This is a genomic window from Marivita sp. S6314 (assembly GCF_023015985.1).
GTDB lineage: Bacteria > Pseudomonadota > Alphaproteobacteria > Rhodobacterales > Rhodobacteraceae > Marivita.
Genome location: NZ_JALKAO010000003.1, coordinates 383025 through 403546 on the forward strand (window position 1 = coordinate 383025; position 20522 = coordinate 403546).

The 20522-nt window shown below is 59.8% G+C and carries 21 protein-coding genes; 12 read left to right on the forward strand and 9 right to left on the reverse strand.

Going from position 1 to position 20522, the window contains the following annotated elements; translation table 11 throughout:
- The first annotated feature begins 2 nt into the window (after positions 1-2).
- From nosZ to MWU54_RS10530, 6 genes are read left to right on the forward strand one after another with little or no spacing between them, the layout of a single operon-like run.
- Entirely contained in the window at positions 3-1919 is a 1917-nt protein-coding gene (gene nosZ / locus MWU54_RS10505; protein WP_247083021.1) for a TAT-dependent nitrous-oxide reductase, read from the forward strand.
- Between the two features lie 3 nt (positions 1920-1922).
- Positions 1923-3167 (forward strand): nitrous oxide reductase family maturation protein NosD, encoded by a 1245-nt coding sequence (locus tag MWU54_RS10510; RefSeq protein ID WP_247083023.1) that lies wholly within the window; start codon positions 1923-1925, stop codon positions 3165-3167.
- Complete coding sequence (locus MWU54_RS10515; protein ID WP_247083031.1) at positions 3157-4059, forward strand: ABC transporter ATP-binding protein; 903 nt, start codon at positions 3157-3159, stop codon at positions 4057-4059. The genes MWU54_RS10510 and MWU54_RS10515 overlap by 11 nt, the downstream gene beginning before the upstream one ends.
- A complete protein-coding gene (locus tag MWU54_RS10520) occupies positions 4056-4883 on the forward strand; it encodes an ABC transporter permease subunit (protein ID WP_247083033.1) in 828 nt (275 codons plus the stop codon). Before MWU54_RS10515 ends, MWU54_RS10520 begins: the two co-directional genes overlap by 4 nt.
- Positions 4880-5398, forward strand: coding sequence for a nitrous oxide reductase accessory protein NosL (locus tag MWU54_RS10525; RefSeq protein ID WP_247083035.1), 519 nt, complete (start codon positions 4880-4882; stop codon positions 5396-5398). The genes MWU54_RS10520 and MWU54_RS10525 overlap by 4 nt, the downstream gene beginning before the upstream one ends.
- A complete protein-coding gene (locus MWU54_RS10530) occupies positions 5395-6297 on the forward strand; it encodes an FAD:protein FMN transferase (protein ID WP_247083044.1) in 903 nt (300 codons plus the stop codon). The genes MWU54_RS10525 and MWU54_RS10530 overlap by 4 nt, the downstream gene beginning before the upstream one ends.
- Here MWU54_RS10530 and MWU54_RS10535 read toward each other — a convergent pair.
- Positions 6294-6992, reverse strand: a complete 699-nt coding sequence (locus tag MWU54_RS10535) for a Crp/Fnr family transcriptional regulator (RefSeq protein WP_247083046.1) — start codon at positions 6990-6992, stop codon at positions 6294-6296. The two genes, MWU54_RS10530 and MWU54_RS10535, sit on opposite strands and share 4 nt — an antisense overlap.
- A gap of 237 nt (positions 6993-7229) precedes the next feature.
- Between MWU54_RS10535 and MWU54_RS10540 the strand changes: the two genes are divergently transcribed.
- Positions 7230-7931, forward strand: coding sequence for a Crp/Fnr family transcriptional regulator (locus MWU54_RS10540; protein ID WP_247083048.1), 702 nt, complete (start codon positions 7230-7232; stop codon positions 7929-7931).
- Positions 7928-8515 (forward strand): DUF4202 domain-containing protein, encoded by a 588-nt coding sequence (locus MWU54_RS10545; protein WP_247083049.1) that lies wholly within the window; start codon positions 7928-7930, stop codon positions 8513-8515. Before MWU54_RS10540 ends, MWU54_RS10545 begins: the two co-directional genes overlap by 4 nt.
- On the opposite strand, the gene MWU54_RS10550 is transcribed toward MWU54_RS10545, so the two are convergent.
- From MWU54_RS10550 to MWU54_RS10585, 8 genes are all read right to left on the reverse strand, one after another.
- On the reverse strand, positions 8512-8763 hold the full coding sequence (locus MWU54_RS10550; RefSeq protein WP_247083051.1) for a cytochrome C oxidase subunit IV family protein: 252 nt from the start codon (positions 8761-8763) through the stop codon (positions 8512-8514). The two genes, MWU54_RS10545 and MWU54_RS10550, sit on opposite strands and share 4 nt — an antisense overlap.
- Complete coding sequence (locus tag MWU54_RS10555; protein WP_247083054.1) at positions 8760-9290, reverse strand: cytochrome c oxidase subunit 3; 531 nt, start codon at positions 9288-9290, stop codon at positions 8760-8762. Before MWU54_RS10555 ends, MWU54_RS10550 begins: the two co-directional genes overlap by 4 nt.
- The gene (locus MWU54_RS10560; protein ID WP_247083056.1) at positions 9287-11191 is read right to left on the reverse strand and encodes a VWA domain-containing protein; all 1905 of its coding nucleotides are present in this window, start codon (positions 11189-11191) and stop codon (positions 9287-9289) included. The genes MWU54_RS10555 and MWU54_RS10560 overlap by 4 nt, the downstream gene beginning before the upstream one ends.
- A 6-nt stretch (positions 11192-11197) precedes the next feature.
- Complete coding sequence (locus MWU54_RS10565) at positions 11198-12010, reverse strand: CbbQ/NirQ/NorQ/GpvN family protein (protein WP_247083058.1); 813 nt, start codon at positions 12008-12010, stop codon at positions 11198-11200.
- Positions 12007-13377 carry a cbb3-type cytochrome c oxidase subunit I gene (locus MWU54_RS10570; RefSeq protein ID WP_247083066.1) on the reverse strand — a complete coding sequence of 457 codons (1371 nt, stop codon included), beginning with the start codon at positions 13375-13377 and terminating at the stop codon, positions 12007-12009. The genes MWU54_RS10565 and MWU54_RS10570 overlap by 4 nt, the downstream gene beginning before the upstream one ends.
- A 13-nt stretch (positions 13378-13390) precedes the next feature.
- On the reverse strand, positions 13391-13843 hold the full coding sequence (locus MWU54_RS10575) for a cytochrome c (RefSeq protein ID WP_247083068.1): 453 nt from the start codon (positions 13841-13843) through the stop codon (positions 13391-13393).
- An 80-nt stretch (positions 13844-13923) separates the two neighbouring features.
- Positions 13924-14301, reverse strand: coding sequence for a cytochrome c family protein (locus MWU54_RS10580; RefSeq protein ID WP_247083070.1), 378 nt, complete (start codon positions 14299-14301; stop codon positions 13924-13926).
- Between the two features lie 22 nt (positions 14302-14323).
- Positions 14324-16306 (reverse strand): NosR/NirI family protein, encoded by a 1983-nt coding sequence (locus MWU54_RS10585; RefSeq protein ID WP_247083073.1) that lies wholly within the window; start codon positions 16304-16306, stop codon positions 14324-14326.
- Positions 16307-16422: 116 nt separating this feature from the next.
- On the opposite strand from MWU54_RS10585, the gene MWU54_RS10590 reads away from it, so the two are divergent.
- The 4 genes from MWU54_RS10590 to MWU54_RS10605 all read left to right on the forward strand — a co-directional run bounded on the left by MWU54_RS10590 (position 16423) and on the right by MWU54_RS10605 (position 20521).
- Positions 16423-18165: a nitrite reductase gene (locus MWU54_RS10590; RefSeq protein WP_247083075.1), complete on the forward strand. Its 1743-nt coding sequence runs from the start codon at positions 16423-16425 to the stop codon at positions 18163-18165.
- Positions 18166-18259: 94 nt separating this feature from the next.
- Entirely contained in the window at positions 18260-19063 is an 804-nt protein-coding gene (cobA, locus tag MWU54_RS10595; RefSeq protein ID WP_247083077.1) for a uroporphyrinogen-III C-methyltransferase, read from the forward strand.
- Positions 19056-19370, forward strand: a complete 315-nt coding sequence (locus MWU54_RS10600; RefSeq protein WP_247083079.1) for a cytochrome c — start codon at positions 19056-19058, stop codon at positions 19368-19370. Before cobA ends, MWU54_RS10600 begins: the two co-directional genes overlap by 8 nt.
- Complete coding sequence (locus tag MWU54_RS10605; protein WP_247083081.1) at positions 19367-20521, forward strand: cytochrome D1 domain-containing protein; 1155 nt, start codon at positions 19367-19369, stop codon at positions 20519-20521. Before MWU54_RS10600 ends, MWU54_RS10605 begins: the two co-directional genes overlap by 4 nt.
- The last annotated feature ends 1 nt before the right edge of the window (position 20522 follow it).

Below are 20522 nucleotides of genomic sequence, written 5' to 3' on the forward strand. Positions count from 1 at the left end.
CCATGTCAGAAGAGGACCGCAAAGCACAAATGCGTCTGAACAGACGTCAGCTTATGGGAGCCACAGCCGGAGGCGCCGCACTTGCCGCTGCCGGTGGTGCCGGATTGCTGGGAAGCGCCGGAAGCGCGCAAGCCGCCGAGGGGCATTTCAATCTCGCTCCTGGAGAACTGGATGAGTATTATGGCTTCTGGTCGTCCGGCCAGACCGGTGAAGTGCGCATCCTGGGGTTCCCGTCCATGCGCGAACTCATGCGTATTCCGGTGTTCAACCGCTGTTCCGCAACCGGTTGGGGCCAGACCAACGAAAGCCTTCAGGTTCTCACCGAAGGTCTGCTGCCGGAAACCAAGGAAATGCTCGCCAAGCGGGGCATGAAAACCTACGACAACGGCGATTTGCACCACCCGCATATGTCGTTCACCGATGGCACCTATGACGGGCGCTACATCTTTGCGAATGACAAGGCCAACACCCGTGTCGCGCGCATTCGCTGTGACGTGATGAAATGCGACAAGATCATCGAGATCCCGAATGCGCAGGACATCCACGGCATGCGGCCGCAAAAGTACCCGCGCACGGGCTATGTCTTTGCCAATGGCGAACACGAGGCACCGCTGGTCAATGACGGGTCAATCCTCGACAATCCAGAAGAATACGTGAACATCTTCACCGCCATTGACGGCGATGAAATGAAAGTCGCGTGGCAGGTGATCGTGTCGGGCAACCTCGACAATTGCGACGCCGATTATCAGGGCAAGTACGCGTTCGCCACGTCCTACAACTCGGAAATGGGCATGAACCTGGCCGAGATGACCGAGAACGAAATGGACCACTGCGTTGTCTTCAACATCAAGGCCATCGAAGCGGCGGTCGAGGCGGGTGAAGGCCAGGTCCTCAAAGGCGTACGTGTGCTGGATGGGCGCAAGAGCGCGAACAGCCAGTTCACCCGCTACATCCCGATCCCGAACAGCCCGCATGGCTGTAACGCGGCTCCGGACAAGAAGCACATCGTCATCAACGGTAAGCTGTCACCCACCGTGTCGGTGATCGACGTGACCAAGGTGGATGCGCTGTTTGACAGCGATGCAGACCCCCGCAGCGCGATTGTGGCTGAACCCGAACTGGGCCTTGGCCCGCTTCACACGGCGTTCGATGGCAAGGGCAACTGCTTCACCACGCTCTTCCTCGACAGCCAGGTGGCCAAGTGGAACATGGACAAGGCGATCGAGGCCTATGCCGGTGCGGATGTGGATCCGATCATCTCCAAGGTCGATGTGCATTACCAGCCGGGCCACAACTCGACCTCGATGGGTGAAACTGCCGAAGCCGATGGCAAATGGCTGATTTCGATGAACAAGTTCTCGAAAGACAGGTTCCTGAACACCGGACCGTTGAAGCCCGAGAACGAACAGCTCATCGATATCTCAAGCGACGAGATGAAGGTGGTCCATGACGGTCCGACCTTTGCCGAACCGCATGACAGTATCATCGTGCATGCATCCAAGGTGAACCCGGTCAACGTCTGGAGCCGTGACGACCCAAGCTGGGAAGCGGCGCGCCAACAGGCGGCTGCGGATGGTGTCAGCCTTGAGGATGGCCACCCCGAACCGATCCGGGACGGCAACAAGGTGCGGGTCTACATGTATTCGATCGCACCCGAATTCAGCCTTGAGAAGTTCACCGTGAAGCAGGGGGACGAGGTTACGATCTATGTCACCAACCTGGACGATATCGACGACGTGACCCACGGGTTCTGCCTGTCGAACCACGGTGTCGCGATGGAGGTTGGGCCTCAGCAAACCGCGTCGATCACCTTCACGGCCGACCGTCCGGGCGTGCACTGGTACTATTGCCAGTGGTTCTGTCACGCGCTCCACATGGAGATGCGCGGCCGTATGTTCGTCGAACCACGGGCGACCTGATCCATGAAGCTGTTGAGGGCGTTTCTCTTGTTCCTGACCGTCGCCGGCACATCGCTGGCGGAGGGCACGCCCTTGCAGCCATTGGTCGACGCCGCAGAACCGGGCGCGGTCCTGCGGCTGTCACCGGGCCTTTACGACGGCCCGGTGGTGATTTCGCACCCGCTCACTCTGCTGGGTGGCAAAGACGTACAGGTTGTCGGACCGGGCGTTGGGTCGGTCGTGACAATTGATGCGCTTGAGGTGCGTGTTGAAGGCCTTCAAATCAGCGGATCGGGCGACGATCACGAAAACAAGGACGCCGGTATCCGGCTCTTGAAAGGGGCCAAGGGCGCGGTTGTGCGGGGGAACACCCTGCAGGGCAACCTTTACGGCATCGACGTGCATGGCGCGAAAGACGCGCAGATTATCGGCAATGTCATCGAAGGCCGTCAGGGCCACCGCATGAACCAGCGCGGAAACGGTGTCTACCTGTGGAACGCGGCTGGCACGGTTGTTGAAGGCAATGACATGCGCTGGGGGCGTGACGGGATCTTCGTGAACACGTCCAAGCGCAACGTGTTCAAAGGCAACCGCTTTCGTGACCTGCGCTTTGCGGTGCATTACATGTACGCCAATGACAGCGAAGTGTCGGGCAACCTGTCGATTGGCAATCACCTTGGCTTTGCGGTGATGTATTCGCGAAATGTTAAGGTGCTCGACAACATCTCTATCGGCGACCGCGATCATGGCGTGATGCTGAATTTTACCAACCGGTCAAAAGTGCAGGGCAACTACGTGCAGGACGGGGCCAAGAAATGCCTGTTTGTCTACAACGCGCATCAAAACGAAATCAGTGGCAACCGGTTTGAACGGTGCGGGATCGGCATCCATTTCACCGCCGGGTCCGAACGTAATGACGTGATCGGCAACGCCTTTATCGGCAACCGCACACAGGTCAAATATGTCTCGACCAAATGGCTGGACTGGGCGGTGGACGGGCAGGGCAATTACTGGTCCGATTTCGTGGCCACCGATCTTGATGGCAATGGCATTGCCGATGGCACCTACCGGCCCAATGACACGATTGATCAGGTGCTCTGGCAACAACCCGCCGCACGGCTCTTGCTCGGATCACCGGCGGTGCAGCTTGTGCAATGGGCGCAGTCGGCGTTTCCGGCGCTGACACCGGGCGGGGTGATGGACACCGCGCCACTGATGCAACCGGTTGAGATTTCGGTGCCGGATTGGGGGACTGACTATGACGGATAACGCTGTTCTGAACGTATCGGGGCTGACCCGCCGGTTCAATGGCACCGGTGGTATCTCGGACGTGACCCTGCGTGTTGCAGCAGGCGAACGCGTAGCGCTTCTGGGTCACAACGGTGCGGGCAAGTCCACCCTGATGAAAGCGGTCCTAGGGCTGTTGCCCGTCGACAGGGGGTCGACCTCTATCGCGGGGCACGCCCTGGGCTCTGCCGAGGCACGGGCCGCTGTGGCGTACCTGCCCGAGGCGGTTGCCTTTCACCCCGCGTTGACCGGGCGCGAGCAATTGCGGCTTTTTGCGAAGCTGGCACAGGTGCCGCGCAAAGAGGCGGATGATCTTCTGGATCGTGTCGGCCTTGCCGATGCGGCGGACCGGCGGATCGGAACCTATTCCAAGGGTATGCGCCAGCGGCTTGGCATGGCGCAGGTCTTTCTGGGCAAACCCGCCCTTGCCTTGCTCGACGAGCCGACAAGCGGGCTTGACCCAATTGCGCGGCACGACCTTTACGCCTTGATCGACGCGCTGGCCGCCGAAGGCACCGGTGTGATGATCGCATCGCACGCCCTGACCGAGATTGAGGCCCGCACCGACCGCATCGCGATCCTGCGTCAAGGGCAGGTGGTTGCGGATGCCCCGCTGTCAGAACTGTTTGCCCGCGCGCAACTGCCGATCCGCATCCGGCTCGAAGCGCCGGGCGACGCAAGCGCATTGTTCGAACGGTTCGGTGGTCATCGTATCAACGGGGCGCGTGTCGAGTTTTCGGTCACGGCCGACAACAAGATGGCCCGCTTGGCCGAAGTGACGGCGCTGGGCACTGCGGTGCGGGATCTCGAAATCATCCCGCCATCGCTTGAAACGCTCTATCGCCACTATTCGCAACAGGGAGAGCCGTCATGAGTCCCGGTCGCGTCCTTGCCATCGCTGAAACCGAATTCCGCATCCTGCGCCGCAACCGGTGGCTCTTCATCGCAACCGCGCTGCTGTCTGTCTTTGCACTGGCGCTCACGATCTCCGGCGCGTCCACATCCGGTGCGCTGGGTGTTGACCTGCTGACCATCTCGGTTGCGTCAATGACCACGCTTGCGGTGTACCTTGTGCCATTGGTTGCGCTTCTGATGTCGTTCGAGGCCATTGCAGGAGACGCGGAACGCGGGTCATTGGCGCTTCTCTTGACCTACCCGGTGTCGCGCGGAACGCTTTTGCTGGGCAAGTTCGTGGCCCATGTCGCAGGTCTTGCGATCGCGGTGGTGATCGGTTTTGGCCTGACCGGAGTTGTCGCGTTTGCAATGGGTGGCGCGGGACCAGAGAGTGGTCTGGCGTTGCTGCGGTTGATGGCGGGATCAATCCTGCTGGGGGCCGCCTTTCTGGCCTTCGGATATGTTGTTTCGGGGTTCAGCCGGTCCGTGGCCGCCGCAGCTGGCGGGGCGGGATTTGTCTGGCTGATCCTTGTGGTGCTCTACGATCTGGTGCTGCTGGCCATGGTGATCTGGGACAATGGCGGCGCGTTCAGCCGTCAGGTGTTCCCGTGGGTGCTGGCCGCAAACCCGGCGGATGCGTTGCGCCTGTTCAGCGTCACCGCCTCAACAGAGCAGGCCTTGGCCACCGGCATGGGCGCTGCCGCCAACGCATTGCCACAAGGTGTCGCGTTGCTGTCGTTGCTGCTGTGGCCCGTCGCGGGCCTGATGCTGGCGCGGCTTGTTTTTGGACGGAGGGTTCCATGAAACCTGTGCTTTACGTGCTGATCCCACTGCTTGCCCTGACCGCGTGCAAGGAAGACCTGGCCGAGGCGCCGGATCCGATGCCGCTCACGGCAGAGAACGTTGCGCATTACTGCATGATGAACATCTCGGAACATCCCGGCCCAAAGGCGCAGATTTTCCTGAGCGGTATGCCCGACCCGATCTTCTTTGCGCAGGTCCGGGATGCGTTCACCTACATCGCCAGCGCTGAACAGGATGGATATATCGCCGCGATCTACGTCAACGACATGTCCACGGTCGCCTGGGAAGCGCCCGGTGCGGACAATTGGATCAAGGCTGACACCGCGCATTACGTGATTGGGTCCGGCAAGGTCGGTGGCATGGGCGCGCCAGAGCTGGTGCCATTTTCCGACGCCGACAGTGCGGCGGAGTTTATGCAGACCTATGGGGGCACGATGTACCGAATGGATGCTGTTCCCGAACAGGCGTTTCTTGCACCGGTAGAGCTGGTGTTCCGGCAGGAGGATAACGGATGACACATGCTGTTTTCACGCGCCGCCGCGTGCTGCAGATCGCGGCGGCGGTTCCGTTGGCAGGGCTCGGCGCAACCGCTCGCGCGGCAGCACCAGTGGCGCAATGGCACGGCGTCGCATTGGGAGCGCAATCGCAGATCCTGATCGCGGGTCTGGATGCGCAAGAGGCCGCACCTGTTTTTGCAACGGTTCAGGACGAAATCGCACGGCTTGAGGCGGTGTTCAGCCTGTATCAAAGCCGGTCCGAACTGTCGCGACTGAACGCAACCGGCGGTCTTGCGGACCCGTCGCCGGATCTTCTGACCGTGCTCAGCCTGTCCCGCGCCGTCTGGACCGCGTCGCTTGGGGCGTTTGATCCCAGCATTCAACCACTCTGGCAGGCCCGCGCGGCAGGTGTCGAACCTCCCTTGCTCGGCCATGATCTGGGCAGTCTGCGCCTATCGGCAAACCGGGTTTCGCTTGCCCCCGGAATGGCATTGACGCTGAACGGGATTGCGCAGGGCTATATCACCGACAAGGTGGCAAAGCTGCTGCGCGATCAGGGGCTGACCGATGTCATCGTCAATGCAGGCGAACAATATGCGATGGGCGCGCGCCCTGATGGCACGCCGTGGCAGGTGGGTATTTCCGACCCTGCCGACGGGCTTGTCTCGCAGGTGTCGCTTACGGATCGTGCCCTTGCGACGTCGTCCATCCAGGGCACGCTTTTGAACGAAGACCAAGGGCATATCATAGATGCGCGCACCGGACTGTCCGCCACGCAATGGTCCACGATCAGTATGCTGCATGACAGCGCCGCGGTTGCAGACGCGCTGTCGACTGCGGCCTGCTGCCTGACTACAGAAGAAACAGCGGACATGCTGACGCATTTCGCGGACGCGCAGATCGCTTATCGCGCCTAGGCGCAGGGTCTGGCGGCGACGTCCCGCAGACGCGCGATGTCGTCGATCTGAATCCGCTGCCCCTTGTTGATCACGCCGTGTTTTTTCAACTCGTTGAAAATCCGCGACAATTGTTGTGGGCTGGTCCCAAGCTTGGCGGCGATCATGGACTTGCTGTAGGGCAGGGTGATTTCGGTGCTGCCCTCCTTGACTGTTACCAGGTCAAGCAGGAACACAGCCAGCCGTTCGCGGATGGTCGTCGTTTTCAGAACCTCCACCTCGTCCACAAGGACGTGCAGCTTGTAGTGCAAGGCAGCAAGCGTCCGGGCGAGCGTGTTGCGATTGCTTTGCATCACATCAAGCACAAGCGCGGCGCGAATGCACAGCACGCGCAGTTTCGTCATGGCCTGCGCCGAGGCCGGATACGGCTTGCCCACCAAGGCCGCCACCTCGGCAAGGCTGTCGCCCTTTTCGAATACGGCAATCAACGTGTGTGATCCGTCTTTGCCATCGCGTGCGATCTGCGCGCTGCCCTCCAGGATCAGGTACAGATCGACGGCTGGGTCGCCTTGCAGAAACAGGTAGTCCAACCGATCCAGTGTCTTGACCACACCCGAGGCAAGCAGGCCGCTCAGCTCTTCTTCGGACATGGCACCGCACAAGACAGATTGTCGCAGAACGTCGCGATCTTGCTCCGACAGAAACGTCGCGTCCATGGGTTTTGTCCTTTGTATAACGGTGGGTTCAGTATCCACATGCGCAGCAAAAAGCGCCTTAACGCAAATCAATCGGAAGTAGGAGGATAGACGATTATTTCGCGTTGTTTTGAGAAAACTCAAAGACAGCGCGTGAAGAAAATTATCGTATGGTTCCAAGGTCTTTTTCCTGGGAGCGGGGAGAATCACTGCTCAGCGATCCAGCCAGATCGTTGTGGGAACAAAGGATACTGAAACATGGTGAGCATGTTTGAAACGGCGTGTAACGCCGCCATTTTTCGACGTGTACCGCCGGACAACCTGAAGAACCTGATCAAGCAATCTTCGCTGCGACGCATGGATCGCGGGGCTTCGGTCTATCTTCAGGGGGAAGCGGCGCACAGCCTTTTCGTGGTTGTCGAAGGATGGATCAAAACCTACCGCATGACCCCATGCGGCAACGAAGCCGTCGTGGGTGTCTTCACCAAAAGCGACACCTTCGGGGAAGAGGCCGCACTGGGGGAAGGGCGGTTCTTGTCGGGTGCCGAGGCCGTGTCCAGCGCGAAGGTTGTGCAGATTGATGCACGCCTGCTGACCAATGCGATGTCCGATAACCTTGAACTGTGTCAGTCCATGCTGTCCGGCGCATTGGAGAACAATCGGTGCCTGGTGCAGCATGTGGAACAGTTGAAATCGCACACCGGCGGTCAGCGCATCGCCGATTTCCTGTTGTCATTGTGCGATGGCAGGTCCGGCAATTGCACGGTGGTGCTGCCTTATGACAAGGTCCTTATCGCGGCATGGTTGGGCATGAAACCTGAATCCCTGTCTCGTGCGTTCCGGCGGCTTAAGGATTATGGCGTGACCATCAAGAAAGATCGCGCCGTGATCGAATCGGTTGAACGCTTGCTGAACTATGCGGATGAAGATCCCGCCCAAGCATGGAGTGCGCGCCAATGACCGGTGACCTGACGCAGGTTTTGAACGCGATTGACGACGCCAATCGCAAGGACCCCAATCACGACACAGATGAGACCGGCACACATCACCCAGAGGCGTATCTGTACGGGCTGCGTATGACGTCCGAACTTGACCGCCTGTTCGGTGCATCGGCCAGTGATGTCCTGCGGATCGCGGCGCGCGGGCAGCATATTGAGCGCTGGCTTTTGAAGCGCGCGGATTATCCCGAAGGCCGCGCCGGATACCTGACCTGGCGGCGCGATCAGGGGCGGGCGCATGGTGACCGGCTGGCCGGTTTGATGGCGGATGCGGGGTATTCGGCTGAGGAATGTGACCGGGTTGGTGTGCTCTTACGCAAAGAAGGCATCAAACGGGATGACGAGGTTCAGCAACTTGAGGACGTGATCTGTTTCACATTCCTCAAATGGTATTTCGGCCCGTTTGCCGCCAAGCATCCCGATGACAAGGTTCTGGACATCGTTGCCAAAACGGCCCGCAAGATGTCGGCTGAAGGCCGCGCGCGGGTGTTGGCAGAGTTCGATTTGCCCGACCCGCTGGCGGGTGCGGTCAAGTCCGCGGCTTAGGCGGCGGCAAACAGAACCGCGATCAGCGCCAAGAGCGCGAAAAGCACGGCTTGTATGCCGTTTGACCAGCCCGGAACACCGCGCAGTTCAAGGTAGTCCAGCAGCACAATCCGCGCCTTCACCCCTGCGATGGCAAGGATCAGAAGACCTGCAATCACGGGCGACAGCGGGCTGAAATGCAGGGCTGTGCCAATGGCGGTCAGCACGGCCAGGATGATCCAGGCACGATATAGGCTTGCGCGGGTCATAGTAGGTAAATCACCGGAAACAGCAGCACCCAGACCAAATCAACCATATGCCAGAACGCAGCTCCGGTCTGGATCGTGCGCGGCTGCGCCGACCAGCCAACCAGCCCCAAAATGACAATCCCGGCGATGACATGGGCTGCGTGAAAACCTGTCAGCAGGTAGTAGAAGGTGTAGAAGCTATGGGTTTCAAACGTGATCCCATCGGCCGCTTTAGCCGAATACTCGATGCCCTTGATCCAAAGGAAGGCCACGCCCAACAGGCTGGCTGCGCCCAGCCACATGCGTGCGGCGCGCTTTGTATCCGCGATGCAGGCAAGGGCCGCAAACAGGCCAGAGGTCACAAGGATAATGGTGTTGAGCCCCGCCAGTTCGACCATAAGCGCGTCTTGCGCGTTGGCAAACCCTGCGGGGTCTGTCAGACGCACTCCGACGAAGGCAACAAGCCCGGCACCAAAGACGGCGAGTTCCGAAAAGATCAGAACCCACATCATCAATTCACCGGGCAGACCTTTGGCCGGTGTGGTCATCCGCCGTCGCCGATCAGTTGGCGGTAGAGCGCGGGCAGGGTGGTTGTCAGGTGTTCGGGCTGCGCAATCACCGCATACCCGCCCGGACCAAACAGGCGCGGAAACCAGCTTTGGCCCTTGGGATCGACCGTGATGCCAAACACCGACTGTCCCTGCCTTCGTGCCTCGCGCACCGCCATGCGGGTGTCTTCGATGCCGTGACGGCCTTCGTAATGGTCAATGTCGTTGGGTTTGCCGTCGGTCAGCACGATCAGCAGTTTTGACGCCTGCGGTGTGGTTTGCAGATCCGCCGACACATGCCGGATTGCGGCGCCGACCCGGGTGTAAAAACCGGGTTTCAGATTGGCGAGCTTGCATTCAACATGTTCGCTCATCGGTTCGTCAAAATCCTTGCACCGTTCCACATAGACCCGGTCGCGGCGCAGGGAGGAAAAGGCATGAATGGCCAGCGGATCGCCGCAGGCGTTCAGGCCCCAAGCCAAGGCAGTCAATGCTTCGCGTTCGATGTCGATCACGGCGCGCCCCGTCACGGCGCTTTCTGTACTGCGCGACGTGTCGATCAGGATCGACACCGCCAAATCCCGCGCGGTTGGTCGGGTCTGACACCACAAGCGATCCTGCGCCGACCCGGTTGCGGCCAGATCCGCGCGGGCGCGGATGACCGAGGACAGATCAAGCGTATCGCCATCGGGTTGCGCCTTGAGCGTGACGGGACGCGGGCGAAACGCCTCGAACTGGCGGCGGACATTGCGGATGCGCCGTGCTGCACGGGCATCCTGTGGCGCAGGGGCATCGGCGGCTTCGGTGTCGGAGGCAAATACACAGCAATGGTTGGGCAGGTAGCTTTTGGTCTTCACATCCCATTCGTCATAGGTGTGCTGCCCGCTGATCGCTTCTCGGTTGACGTCGGCGGGTGACAGATCGAGGTTCAGTTTGAATTTCGTGGCAGGCGCTTTGGAGATGTCCGTCAGAGACAGTTCGTCCAGATCATCCATCGCCTTTTTCGCGGCGTCCAGATCATCGTCGTCGGTGCGGCGGTTGAGGTTCAGGAAATCGGCAAAACTCAGGATCGCTTCGAACTTGTGCAGGATCAGGCTGTCGTTGCGTTCGGTTTGATCGGACACCTTGCGCGTGCCCTTCTTGGTGGTTTCCAACGTTTCTTCGTCCAGATTGGCCTCTGCCTCGGGCGGCGTTTCGGTCGCCTGAAGCGGATTGCCCACATGCGGGATCAATCGGGGCCAAAGCGGCACAGGGCGCATGGGAAGGTATCGGCGTGACGCGGGCCCGGAGGGCAGCTTTGGCGCGTCCCCTTCGCCCAACACAAAGCGCGCCATCGCCTCGACACCGGCTTCTGCGCGGGGCAAGGCATTGCGCGGTCGGGTTGCCAGATGCGCGTCGCGCAAGGTGGCGTAGATGTCGGCAAAACCGGGACAGTTTGTCAGCGTTTGCAGTATCATCTCCTGCCCCGAATGCAGGTCCGTCAGGTCCGCCGCCATGGGGTCTGCAGTTGCACGCGGGATCACCGGTACATGTGCGGCGCAGGCCGTCAGCCACGTATACAGCGCGCGGTTCAGGGCCGCGTCAGGAAACAGATCAAGGGTGATAGGCAGGCGCAGGATGGCCCCGTCAAAGCTGGCACGCGGCACCTGTTCGGCCCATGTGCCCAGCTTGCGGCGAAAGCTCAGCCTGTGATGGCTGGTCTCGGCCGCGACAGGGCGCAGTTCGACGGACGCATCGCCGCCAAGGCCGCGAAAGAGAACGGCCAGACGTGCGATCTCATCCTCCAGATGCACACCCGCATCTGGGTGATGCACATCCGGCGCGTCGAAATGGCTGGCCCAGCGGTGCCAAAGCTTGCCAACCGTCTCTTCCGGTTCCCATGGTTCGATGGCGTCCGACATCCGCGGTTATCCGAACACGGCCGCGACGATGTCGGTCAAACCCTGCTGCACGTCTTCATCATCGCTCAGCGGTTCGATCATCGCAGCATGGATCGCCTGCGGCAAAGGCATGCCGTTTTGTACCAACGTGGCCGTGTAGATCACGAGACGGGTCGAGACGCCTTCCTCAAGATCCTGCCCTTTCAAGGCTCGGAACTTGCCCGCAAGGCGCACGAGGTTCTTGCACCGCGCCGCGTCCAGCCCGCTTTCCTGTGCCACAATCGACGTCTCCTGGTCGGGTGGCGGGAAGTCGAACGTGGCAGACAGAAAGCGCTGCCGTGTGGAGGGTTTGAGCGTTTTCAGGATATTCTGATAGCCGGGGTTGTAAGACGCCACGAGCATAAAGCCGGGAGCGGCCTCAAGCGTTTCGCCGGTGCGGTCGATCGGCAGAATGCGCCGGTCATCCGTCAGCGGGTGCAACACCACGGTCACGTCCTTGCGCGCCTCAACCACTTCGTCGAGGTAACAAATCGCGCCTTCGCGCACCGCGCGTGTGAGCGGGCCATCGGCCCAAACGGTATCGCCACCTTTGAGCAGGTAGCGCCCGATCAGGTCAGATGCGGAGAGATCGTCGTGGCAGGCCACGGTATAAAGTGGACGCCCCATGCGGGCGGCCATGTGGGTGACAAAGCGGGTTTTGCCGCACCCTGTCGGTCCCTTGAGCAGAAGCGGCATGTTGCTGTGAAACGCCGCTTCAAAGAGGTCACATTCGGACCCTTGAGGCATATAGAAGGGGGCGTCAGCCGCCCCCCCCGTGAGTGGTGTTGCGTGCGCGTTCATTCTGCGGCCACCGGTTGTTTTTCAGCCGGGGTGATGATCTCTTTCTTCGGGATCGCCACTGCGTAGATGAACAAGAGCGCACCAATGACAACCGCGACACCAGAGCCAAAGCGCATCCAATAGAACACGGCAATCGCATCCTGCACGTCCATGAAGTATTCGCCCTGCACGCGCTGTGCGTGGGTTTGTACGGTGCCTGCAAAGGTCAGGACGAAGGTCATGAAGGTCATACCACCGGCCATCAGCCAGAACGAGGCCATGTTCAGCACCTGGTTGTATGGATCACGCTGACGCAGGATCGGGATGGCGTAGGACATGATCGCAAGGTTCAGCGACACATAAGCGCCAAAGAACGCGAGGTGTCCGTGTGCTGCGGTGATCTGCGTGCCGTGGGTGTAGTAGTTGATCCCATGCAGCGTGTGCAGAAAGCCCCAGACGCCTGCACCAAAGAAGGCCAGTGTCGCGCAGCCCAGGGACCACAGCAAAGCCGCTTTGTTCGGATGGTCGCGGCGGCCCTTCCAGACCATGACAAAGGCAAAGGCCATCATGCCAAAGAACGGGATCACTTCGAGGCTTGAGAAGATCGAGCCGATCCACTGCCAGTAGCCCGGGGTGCCGATCCAGTAGTAGTGGTGACCAGTACCAAGGATGCCGGAAAAGAGCGCGGTGGCGACGATCAGATAAAGCCACTTTTCAACGATCTCACGGTCCACACCCGTCAGCTTGAGCATCAGGAAAGCAAGGATAGAGGCCATCACCAGTTCCCATGTACCTTCGACCCACAGGTGAACGACGTACCACCAGTACTGTTTGTCCAGCGCGAGGTTCGATGGGTTGTAGAAGGCAAACAGGAACAGCAGCACCAGACCCCAGAGGCCCAGCAAAAGCACGTTGGAAATCGCGGTTTTGCGTCCCTTGAGCGCGGTCATGGTGACGTTGAACAGGAAGATCAGACCGGCGACGACAATGCCCATCTTGACCCACATCGGTTGTTCAAGGAATTCGCGGCCTTCCTTGCCCAGCAGCCAGTTGCCTTCGAACAGGTTGAACACATAGGTGACAACCACACCAAGCGTGCCAAGCACAAGGATGGCAAGCTGCAGATAGGCCAGCATGGGCGAATGGATTTCGTTCTCGGCCTCTTCGGGCAGGATGTAGTAGGTTGCTCCCATAAAGCCCAGCAGCAGCCAGACGATCAGCGAATTCGTGTGCAACATGCGCACGATGTTGAACGGCAACAATTCGGACAGGAAGTTCGGGCTGACATAGATCCAGCCTGCCAAGAGCCCACCCAGAACCTGAATGGCGAACAGCCCAAGTGCAGCTGCAAAATAGGCCATTGCGACGGATTGCGTTTGATATTTCATTTGAGCGTCTCCCTTATCCTGCCTCATTCGGCGGCCAGTCCTGAGTTCTGATCCGGTTGGTCCAGAGCAGGAATTCGCTGAGCGCGCGGTATTCTTCGTCGGTCAGGTTGAAATTCGGCATCTGACGGCGGCCTTCGATGCCCGAGGGCATCGCATCCATCCAGGCCTTGAGCGTCTCGAACGCCGCTTCGGAGTCGTCTGCGACGCCCCAGCGTTCCATCACATTGCCGACCTCTGGGGCAAAGTACGCACCTTCCCCTAGGATCGAGTGGCAATTGACGCAGGCATGACGTTCCCAAAGGTGTTTGCCATGAACGACCTCGTCGGTCAGTCCGGCGGTGTCCGTCGATGTGGTCACAATGTACCGATGGGAATGGATCGATAGTCCAACGAAGATGACTATGAAAAATAACGACCCGCCATAGAAAATATTGCGGGCCATGGAAGTCGTGAGAACGTCACGCATCCCTTTCTCCTTTTTCTAGGGGCCAGTGCCCGAAGCATGCGCAAGGCCGCGCGTGGCGGCCTTAACGAAAGTCAAGAAACTCAGTTGAAGGTCGCCAAATATGCAATCACGTTGGTGATGTCGTCGTCTTTGCGAAGACCGGCAAAGCTCATTTTTGTGCCCTCGATGAAATCTCCGGGCTTGGTCATATAGGCGGTTAATGCGGCTTCATCCCAGACAAGGCCCTCAGCGGCTTTGGCCAGTAGCCCGTCTGAATATTTGAAATCCGGATTGGCACCTGCGGCCGCGCCGACAATGCCGTTGAGCGCGGGGCCAACCTTGTTCTTGGCACCATCGCCAACCGCATGGCAGGCTTTACATTTGCGAAAGACCTTTTCGCCCTTGGCCGCGTCGCCTTCGGCAAACACAGGTGCTGCGATGGTCAGCGCCAGCAGGCCCAATGAGAGTTTCTTCAACATGAGGTTTCCTTTTTCAGAGGTGTTAAGCCGTGCGATTACGGCGCTTTAAAACGGTGCATGTGTTTGGCTCGTGAAAGATCATCTGGCAGCGCAGACACAGGATGCATTCGTTTGGATTGATCTTGCCCAACGGGTCGATGGCCCCGACGGTGCAGTGCTGTTCGCACAGCCGGCATTCACGACCGCATTGCGGACGCCTGCGCAGCCAATCAAAGATTTTGAGCTTGGCGGGAATCGCAAGTGCCGCACCAAGCGGGCAAAGATAACGGCAGTAGAATCGCTCGATGAACAGCCCGGCAAACAGGAGCGCAGCCACAAACAGAAGAAACGGCCATGCACGCATGAACCGCATCGAAATGGCGGTTTTGAATGGTTCGGCTTCGGCCAGAACCAGCGCGGATGTCATCGAGTAAAAGGACAGGGCAAGGATGGAGAGGAAGAGCGTGTACTTGATCACCCAAAGCCGCTCATGCACCGCATTGGGAACGGCGATTTGCTTGATGCCCAGGCGCTGTGCGGCCTGATTCAAAAGCTCCTGCAGCGCGCCAAACGGGCAAAGCCAACCGCAAAACACGCCCCGGCCCCAGAACAAAAGCCCAAGCGCGGTGAACCCCCACAGAACAAAGATCAGCGGTTCCATGAGGAAAACTTCCCACCGGAACCCGGTTAGCAGGGAATGAAGAAAGGCCACCACCTGAACGACCGACAGTTGCGCGCCAAGCACCATTCCCAACCAGATGAATGTGGTCAGCAAAAACGCCGTGCGACCCCAACGCCACAGCTTGGGGCGTTTCACGAAGGCGTCCTGGAAGAACAGAATCACAGACAAAACGCCCAGCATGATGCCAAGCGTGATCAGGGGAAAAATCTTGGTTTCCCACGCGTCGCGCCATGCGGGCGGCGGTGTGGGCAAAGGTTCTGCGGGACGCAGGAACGTGTCTCCCAAAGTCAGGGTGACCGGTATATCGAACGTGGCAGCATCGCGCGTTGCGGTCACGGTGACGGTGAACGGGCGCGACAGATCAATCTGATCGCGCGGAATTGCAAACAGGCTGGCCTCTTTGACCTCGGGTGCGCCCGCGGCTTCGAACTGGCCCAAGCGTTGATACCCGTCCGAGACCGGCATGACATCGACTCCGTCTTGCGAGACCGTGACGCGGTCAAACACTCCGGATCGTCGCCAGGCCGTGCCCCGATGGGAATGTAGCCCGCGCGAGGCCACCAAGAGCGCATCGTGATCTGCGGGAAGTGCCGCCATCGCACGGCGGAACGCCGGTGGGCCCAACAGGTTCTGACCAATCGTCGCCGGATCCAGAACACTGACCCAAAGCTCAAGGAACCTGCCATCCTTATCGGGAATTGGTGGGTTTGCATCGGGCAGTGCGGCCGCTGCTTCTCGCAGGGTGACGCTGCGCGTCGCAAAAGCCCCCATGAGCTCAAGCGCGTCCCATGTTGCCGGTTCAAAGGCCACACGCTCCAACCCGCCGCTTCCCGATTGTGCCAGCACGCGGGCAGTGTGCAGAATCGAATCGCGAATCACGCCGGTTGACACGGTGGCCCGGCTGATGGTGTCCGGCACGTCATCGTTCAAGCCTTCGCTGCCCATGCGCAGTCCGGCGAATCCGTCGACATAATCGGCGATGTCCTGATCCGATATGCCAAGCGTCAGAATCGGTTCGGCATGCTCTACCAATTCCGCGCCGACAATGGTGCCGCTGGGGCCAACCGCGACCAGAATATCAAGCGGTTTCCCCGAATATCCCGTTGACCGCAAAACCTCCCAGGTCGATGCGATCTGACCCAGCTCACGCCTGTCATCGGCTGCAATAACGTGCCAGCTGGGCACCGGGTCGGCGTCTTTGCGGATCAGCACATCGGTGCTGTCCAGATCAAGAAGCCGCGCCGCATGCACGGTGTCCATGCCGCTTTGCGCCCATGCCAAATGGCCGCCCATCAAGGACAGCCAAAGCAGCGCAGCGGCGATGATTTTACCAAGCGTTTTCATTTCTGGCACGACATTGCCGTGCGACGCGTTGGTCTGTCTTGACCAAAGTCAAGGCTCGGAAAGGGCAGGGCCGCAAGGTTTGGGCCAATCGGATTTACGCAGCTGGAGCAACGCATATGTCACTTTCAACCCTAACCCGATCAGTCGCAGTGGGCGCAGTTCTATCGCTGTCATCGTCGCTGGTCTTTGCGCAGGAAAAGCCTGCGGATCACATGGATGGCCCGGCGGCCGCGTACGAGCCGTCGATGACCACATTGGGCCAGATCCAGGTCGAAATTCCGGGTCGCAAACCCGGTGACCCGGTGATGACGCCAAGCGAATATAATTCGTCCAACCAGATTTACTTCCAGCGCTGCGCAGGCTGTCACGGCGTGCTGCGGGCCGGTGCAACGGGCAAGGCCCTGACAACCGACATCACGCGCGAGAACGGGTTCGAGTACCTGCGCGACTACATTGATTTCGGCTCTCCGGCCGGCATGCCCAACTGGGGCACATCGGGCGAAATGACAGCCGAGCAGATCGACGCAATGGCGCGTTATCTTCTGCTGGAACCCGCCGCACCGCCAGAGTTCGGCATGGCCGAAATGCGCGAAAGCTGGAAAGTGATCGTCGCACCTGAAGATCGCCCAACCGAAAAGATGAACGATATCGATATCGACAATCTTTTCTCGGTCACCCTGCGTGACGCGGGCCAGATCGCGCTGATTGATGGTGCAAGCTACGAAATCAAGACAATCATCGACACAGGCTACGCGGTCCATATCAGCCGGATCTCCGCCTCCGGGCGCTATCTCTTCGTGATCGGACGCGACGCCAAGGTTGTGATGATCGACCTTTGGATGGAAACCCCCGGACCCGTGGCCGAAATCAAGGTCGGATCAGAGGCGCGCTCTGTCGAGACGTCCAAGTTTAAAGGCTTCGAAGACAAATACGCCATCGCCGGTGCCTACTGGCCGCCGCAGTTTGTCATCATGGACGGCGACACGCTGGAACCGCTGCGGATCAAGTCGACACGCGGCATGACCTATGACGAACAGGACTTCCACCCTGAACCCCGCGTCGCGGCGATCCTTGGGTCTCACTACAAGCCGGAATTCCTGGTGAACGTGAAAGAGACCGGCAAGATCCTGATGGTCGATTATTCCGACATCGACGCGCTCAAAGTGACCGAGATCAACGCCGAACGCTTCCTGCACGATGGCGGACTGGACAGCACACAGCGCTACTTCCTGACGGCGGCGAACGCCCGTGGCAAGATCGTTGTGATCGACACCAAGGAAAGCAAGAAGGTCGCGGTGATCGAAACCGAAGGCCAGACGCCGCACCCCGGACGTGGTGCCAACATCAACCACCCGACATACGGGCCGGTTTGGGCAACGTCGCACCTTGGGGATGAAACGGTCGCGCTGATCGGCACAGACCCCGAAGGCAACCCGGATCACGCCTGGAAAATGGTGCAGCAGCTTTATGCACTTGGCGGTGGATCGCTTTTTGTCAAATCGCACCCGACATCGAACAATCTCTATGTCGATGCGACGCTCAACCCCGATGCCGAAGTGTCCGGTTCCGTGGCGGTCTTCAAGATCGACGAGCTTGGTCAGGAAGAACCCGACTACTCGGTTCTGCCAATCGTCGAATGGGCAGGCATTGCCGAAGGTCAGCCTCGGGTTGTGCAGGGCGAATTCAACAAGGAAGGCAACGAGATCTGGTTCTCGGTCTGGAACGCCGCCAGCCTGGAAAGTGCGATCGTGGTCGTCGACGACAGGACGCTCGAACTCAAGCACGTGATCAAAGACGAACGACTGGTCACACCGACCGGCAAGTTCAACGTCTTCAACACACGCAGCGACGTTTACTAAGTCGCTGCGCTCCGGGTGCGGCAGGGGTCTCCCTTCTCTCTGTCGCACCTGTTTTTCCCTGTTCCATGCCGGAACACGCATTCAAGGACGCAACATGCTGAATGGTTCGAACCAAGGTGAAGTGTTTCTGATCGGGGCAGGCCCCGGTGACCCGGAACTGCTCACACTCAAAGCCCTGCGCATGATACAAGAAGCAGACGTGGTTGTGCATGACCGCTTGGTGTCAAAAGCCATCCTCGACCTGATCCCGGACGGTGTTGAACGAATTGACGTTGGCAAAAAGCCCAACCATCACCCCGTCCCACAACATAAAATCAATACCTTGCTGAAAGACCTGGCTGAACGCGGTCGTCGCGTCGCGCGGCTCAAAGGGGGTGATCCGATGGTCTTTGGCCGCGGGTCCGAAGAAGCGGCTGTTCTGCGCGATGCGGGCATCCCCGTCAGCTTTGCGCCCGGCATCACCGCCGCGCAGGGGGTTTCCGCCTCGACCGGTGTTCCGCTGACGCATCGCGGATTGGCGACCAGTGTGCGCTTCGTGACGGGGCATTGTCGCGCCGACATGCCACTCGATCTGGATTGGGACGGTCTTGCCCATGTCGACACCACGCTGGTGGTCTATATGGGCCACGCAAACATGCAGCATATTGCCGGTGAGCTGATGCAGCATGGCTTGCCTTCCGATCACCCGGTGCTTGTTGTCGTGAACGGCACACGCCCGAACGAAAGCCGCCTTGTCACGCACCTTGGTGCCTTGCAGACCAAGCGCGCCGTGATTGCCGTGCCGGGGCCTGTTTTGTTCATCATCGGGCGTGTCGTCAGCCTTTTGGATGGAGAAGGTCGCGCCGAGACAAACGCGATCCTGCAAGCCCCCGAATTGCGGCAGGTGCTGCATGGTTAAAGCGGCAGCTTTGTTGGCGCTGATACTTCCCTCTGCCGCTTTGGCAGAGGCCCCTTTATCGGCAGAGCATCAGGAACAACTGACGCATCTTGTCGTGCAGGATTGTGGGTCATGCCACGGTCTGAAACTGACCGGCGGCCTTGGCCGCGCGATCACTCCCGAAGCCCTGCAAGGGCATACGGTGGATGGCCTGCAAACCATCATTCTTGACGGGATCCCCGGCACGGCCATGCCCCCGTGGCGGCCGCTTCTGACCGAAGCCGAAGCCGCCTGGATCGCCGCATATCTTCTAGAGGTTCGCGAATGAGACAGTTACTCACCAGCCTGATCCTGTCCTTCACCCTTGGCACAGCCGTTTGCGCCGAAGTGCAGGTTCACGCCACGGGGGACATGGGCGTTGTGATCGAGCGCACCACCGGGTCTGTTCTGATCATCGACCAGTCGGACATGGACGTGATCGCCCGTGTCGAAGGCTTTGGTGATCTGTCCCACGCAAGTGCCGTATTTTCCCCCGATGAACGCTACGCCTATATCTTCGGACGTGATGGCGGGCTGACCAAGCTGGATCTTGTGACCCAATCCATCGCGGGGCGCGTCATGCAGGGGGGCAACTCCATCGGCGGTGCGATTTCGGACGACGGGCAGCTTGTCGCCGTATCCAATTATGAACCCGGCGGCGTGCGGGTGTTTGATGCTGATACGCTCGACATGGTGGCGGATTTTCCCACCGGATCGAAAACCATCGGTTTGGTCGACGCCCCCGGCGACCGCTTTGTGTTTTCGCTTTGGGATGACGGTGAAACCTGGATTGCCGATATGTCTGGGGATGTGCCCGCGTTGACCAAGATCCCCGATATGGGCGTGAACCCTTACGACGCGCTGATCACCGGCGATGGGCGCCGCTATATCGTGGGGCTGTTTGGCGAAGACGGCCTGACCACGCTGGACCTGTGGGCAGACACGCCCGAAGCCAAACGGATTTTGCCCAACTACGGGCGCGGGGAAGACCCGCTGCCGGTCTATAAGATGCCCCATCTTGAGGGATGGGCGCTTGCCGGGGATCGTTTCGCACTGCCTGCCGTTGGACGGCACGAGGTGCTGTGGCTGGACGCGCAAAACCTGACCGAACTCGGCCGGACGCAAACCCACGGCCAGCCCGTGTTTGCAGTGGCACGTCCCGATGGCCGGCATGTCTGGGTGAACTACGCACATCCGAACAACGATACGGTCGAGGTGATCGACACCCGCTCTGGCGAAGTGCTGCACACGCTGAACCCCGGTCCAGCGGTTCTGCACATGGAGTTTACCGCGCGCGGCCATCAGGTCTGGGTGTCGGTGCGCGACGCGAACCGGATCGACATCTACGACACGGACACGTTCGAAAAGCTGGGTGAGATCCCCGCTGAAACGCCTTCGGGCATCTTCTTCACGGCAAGGGCGCATCGCATTGGGCTTTGAG